Source organism: Microbacterium umsixpiens (genome assembly GCF_053543675.1).
On record NZ_JBLVOH010000108.1, the window covers coordinates 5,078 to 9,182 of the forward strand.

At 66.9% G+C, this 4,105-nt stretch carries 3 protein-coding genes, 1 tRNA gene and 1 pseudogene; 2 read left to right on the plus strand and 3 right to left on the minus strand.

Features of this window, described 5'->3' with window-relative positions; translation table 11 throughout:
• The 3 genes from ACNPM4_RS10885 to ACNPM4_RS10895 form a co-directional block, all read right to left on the minus strand.
• A partial coding sequence (locus ACNPM4_RS10885; RefSeq protein WP_448985701.1) for an NAD-dependent epimerase/dehydratase family protein occupies window positions 1–250 on the minus strand: 250 nt, incomplete at its 3' end.
• Window positions 251–392: 142 nt separating this feature from the next.
• On the minus strand, window positions 393–950 hold the full coding sequence (locus ACNPM4_RS10890; RefSeq protein ID WP_448985703.1) for a dihydrofolate reductase family protein: 558 nt from the start codon (window positions 948–950) through the stop codon (window positions 393–395).
• A 50-nt stretch (window positions 951–1,000) separates the two neighbouring features.
• A tRNA-Val gene (locus tag ACNPM4_RS10895) sits at window positions 1,001–1,073 on the minus strand.
• A 154-nt stretch (window positions 1,074–1,227) separates the two neighbouring features.
• Between ACNPM4_RS10895 and aceE the strand changes: the two genes are divergently transcribed.
• Complete coding sequence (gene aceE, locus ACNPM4_RS10900) at window positions 1,228–3,954, plus strand: pyruvate dehydrogenase (acetyl-transferring), homodimeric type (protein WP_448985704.1); 2,727 nt, start codon at window positions 1,228–1,230, stop codon at window positions 3,952–3,954.
• Between the two features lie 7 nt (window positions 3,955–3,961).
• Window positions 3,962–4,105 (plus strand): annotated as a pseudogene (locus tag ACNPM4_RS10905) (PucR family transcriptional regulator); the annotation flags it as partial.

Consider the following 4,105-nt stretch of genomic DNA (forward strand, 5'->3'; position numbering starts at 1 on the left):
GCTCACGACGGTACCCCTTCGTCCACGGCAGCCGCCCGACACTCGCACCGCCCAGTGCGACGATGGCTTCGGCCCCGGCGAGCACGTCCGGATCGAGGGCACGCTCCCCCGGTGCCCATTGCGCCTCGGCGTCGGACCGCGGAGCCCGGCGAACGAGTGCGGTCACCTCGACGCCGTCGGCGCGGAGCGATGATGCGAGGGCGGAACCGATCAGTCCCGATGCCCCGCTGATGACGATGCGTCGCGCCATGTGTGAGAACTCCCCGTCCCTGATCATCGAGTCTTGCCGTGGGTCCGAGGGTACGCGCTCGAGGCTCGAGGAGCGGCGGGCCTTGCGCCGATGGCTCGCGACGGGTAGGTCCGGTGCTCGATTCCACCCCGGCTGTCGCAGGTCAATCGGCGCGTCGGTAGTGCGTCCAGATAGCTCCGTTCCGGAGCGGCGTCGCCGAGATCAGCGCGAGCCGTCGCGTGCTCGGCAGTCCCCTCTCGTAGAGGGTCGGTCCGTGACCGACGATCCGGGGCTGGACGAGGAACCGGTACTCGTCGACGAGGCCGAGCCGGTCGAGTTCGGCAGCCAGAGAGATGCTGCCGAGCAGCACCCCCGCCGGTGTCTCGTCCTTGAGCTTCTGCACACCCGCGCGCAGATCTCCGGCGATGCGATGGCTGTTCGCCCAGGGGAAGTCCTCGCGAGTGGACGACACCACATACTTCGGCTTGGCGTCGAGCTTGACCGCCCATTCCCGCATCGTGGAATCCGCCTCCACCTCTCCGCGGGCGACCGCCGGCCACGCGCTCTCCATCATCTCGTAGGTCGTGCGACCCCAGAGCATCGCGCCGGCTTCGTCCATGAGCTGAGTGAAGAGGGGATGGGTCTCCGCATCGGCGATGCCCTCCCGATGGTCGACACAGCCGTCGAGGGTGATGTTGATGCTGAAGGTCAGGAGTCCCATGCGGGGAGCATAGGACTGCGACGCGGCGACCGCCAGGGTTCGAGGTGGTGTGGGCCCTGCCGGGATCGAACCGACGACATCCACGGTGTAAACGTGGCGCTCTACCAGCTGAGCTAAAGGCCCTGGTGCACCCAGTGTATCGGCCACCCGATGCGCACCCGTGTCGTAGAAGAGGGATAGGCTGATTGCGGCGCGCGTTGTGCACAGCTGACAAGGCTGCCCGTGTCGCTTCCCGTTTCCTTGGCATGACCTGCCAGCTTGACGAAAGGTTCGCCCCGTGACCGTGCACGACCAGGATCCTTATTCCCAGGGCCCACTCGACAGCGATCCGGAGGAGACCGGCGAGTGGCAGCAGTCCCTCGACGAGCTGGTCGATGCCAAGGGCCACGGCCGAGGCCGCGAGATCATGCTCAGCCTGCTCAAGCGCTCGAAGGAGCTGCACCTGGGCGTGCCGATGGTCCCGACGACGGACTACATCAACACGATCGCGTCCGAGAACGAACCCGAGTTCCCCGGTGACGAGGAGATCGAGCGCCGCTACCGCGCCTGGATCCGTTGGAACGCCGCGATCACGGTGCACCGCGCGCAGCGCCCCGGTATCGGCGTCGGCGGTCACATCTCGACCTACGCCTCGTCGGCGGCTCTCTACGAAGTCGGCTTCAACCACTTCTTCAAAGGTGCCGACAACCCGGGCGGCGCCGACCAGATCTTCATCCAGGGCCATGCCTCCCCCGGCACCTACGCCCGCTCCTTCCTCGAAGGACGCCTGAGCGAGGACCAGCTCGACGGCTTCCGCCAGGAGAAGTCGCACGCACCGCACGGCATCCCGTCGTACCCGCACCCGCGCCTGATGCCGGAGTACTGGCAGTTCCCGACCGTGTCGATGGGCCTCGGCCCGATCAACGCGATCTACCAGGCGATGTCGAACAAGTACCTCGAGAACCGTGGCATCAAGGACACGTCGCAGTCGCACGTCTGGGCGTTCCTCGGCGACGGCGAGATGGACGAGGTCGAGAGCCGCGGCCAGCTGCAGGTCGCCGCCAACGAGGGTCTCGACAACCTGACCTTCATCGTCAACTGCAATCTGCAGCGCCTCGACGGCCCGGTGCGCGGCAACGGCAAGATCGTCCAGGAGCTGGAGTCGTTCTTCCGCGGCGCCGGCTGGAACGTCATCAAGGTCGTCTGGGGCCGTGAGTGGGACGACCTGCTCGCCCGCGACACCGAGGGCGCTCTGCTCAACCTGATGAATGTCACCCCCGACGGTGACTACCAGACGTACAAGGCCGAGTCCGGTGCGTACATCCGTGAGCACTTCTTCGGCCGCGACGAGCGCGCCGCCGCCCTCGTCAAGGACTACTCCGACGACGACATCTGGAACCTCAAGCGCGGTGGCCACGACTACCGCAAGGTCTACGCCGCGTTCAAGGCAGCGACCGAGCACAAGGGCAAGCCCACCGTCATCCTCGCGAAGACCGTCAAGGGCTACGGCCTCGGTCCGCACTTCGAGGGCCGCAACGCGACCCACCAGATGAAGAAGATGACGCTGGACAACCTGAAGACGTTCCGCGACGCGATGCACATCCCGATCACGGACGCGCAGCTCGAGGAGAACCCGTACCTGCCCCCGTACTACAACCCGGGCCCCCAGGACGAGACGATCCAGTACATGCTCGAGCGCCGTCAGGCACTCGGCGGCTACCTACCGGAGCGCCGCTCGACGCACGTCGGCCTGTCGCTGCCGGACGACACCGCATATGCGCTTCCCAAGAAGGGTTCCGGCACGCAGGAGATCGCCACCACCATGGCATTCGTCCGTCTGCTCAAGGACCTGCTGCGTTCGAAGGACTTCGGCCACCGCATCGTGCCGATCATCCCCGACGAGGCGCGCACGTTCGGTATGGACGCGTACTTCCCCTCGGCGAAGATCTACAACCCGAACGGCCAGCACTACACGTCGGTCGATCGCGAGCTGCTCCTCGCCTACAAGGAGAGCCCGCAGGGCCAGATCGTGCACGTCGGCATCAACGAGGCCGGCGCACTCGCAGCCTTCACCGCCGCCGGAACCTCCTACGCCACGCACGGTGAGCCGCTCATCCCGGTCTACATCTTCTACTCGATGTTCGGCTTCCAGCGCACGGGCGACGCTCAGTGGGCTGCCGGAGACCAGATGGCCCGCGGCTTCATCATGGGCGCCACCGCCGGTCGCACCACCCTCACCGGTGAAGGCCTCCAGCACGCCGATGGCCACTCGCATCTGCTCGCCGCCACCAACCCGGCGACGATCTCGTACGACCCGGCCTACGGCTACGAGATCGCGCATATCGTGCGCTCCGGTCTCGATCGCATGTACGGCGGCAACCACGAGGACCCCAACGTGATGTACTACATCACGCTCTACAACGAGCCGATCGTGATGCCCGCCGAGCCGGAGAACGTGGACGTGGACGGTATCGTCCGCGGCATCCACCGCATCTCGGTCGGCGAGGGCGACGGCCCCCGCGCGCAGCTGTTCGCGTCGGGTGTCGGACTCCCCTGGGCTCTCGAGGCCCAGGAGCTGCTGAAGAACGACTGGGGCGTGATCGCCGACGTCTGGTCGGTCACCTCCTGGACCGAGCTGCGCCGCGACGGCCTCGCCGCTGACGAGCACAACTTCCTGCACCCCGAGGCGGAGCCCCGCACCGCGTATCTCACCGAGAAGCTCCAGGGTGCCGAAGGTCCGGTCGTCGCGGTCAGCGACTTCATGCACGCCGTGCAGGACCAGATCCGCCCGTGGGTCCCGAACCGCTTCGCCACGCTCGGCGCCGACGGCTTCGGCTTCTCGGACACCCGTGCAGCTGCTCGTCGCTTCTTCAAGATCGACGGCCCGTCGATCGTCGTCCGCACGCTGCAGTCGCTCGCCGAAGACGGCAAGGTCGACCGCTCGCTCGCGGCGCAGGCGATCGAGAAGTACCGTCTGCACGACGTGAACGCCGGCACCAGCGGCAACGCGGGTGGCGAAAGCTGAGCCCTCAGTGACAGGTTCTTCTCCTTCCGGCATGGACAAGGCCGCGACGCTCACCTGGCTGCGCCGGATCTCCGGTGACATCGCCTCGGTGACGATCAAGCGCCTGGAGGACACCCTCCCGTGGTACGCCGACATGCCACCAGCCCGCCGC

What these genes read in the sequence shown, in the direction of transcription:
- ACNPM4_RS10890 (WP_448985703.1), bottom strand. Translation starts at nt 950, where the DNA reads ATGGGACTCCTGACCTTCAGCATCAACATCACCCTCGACGGCTGTGTC.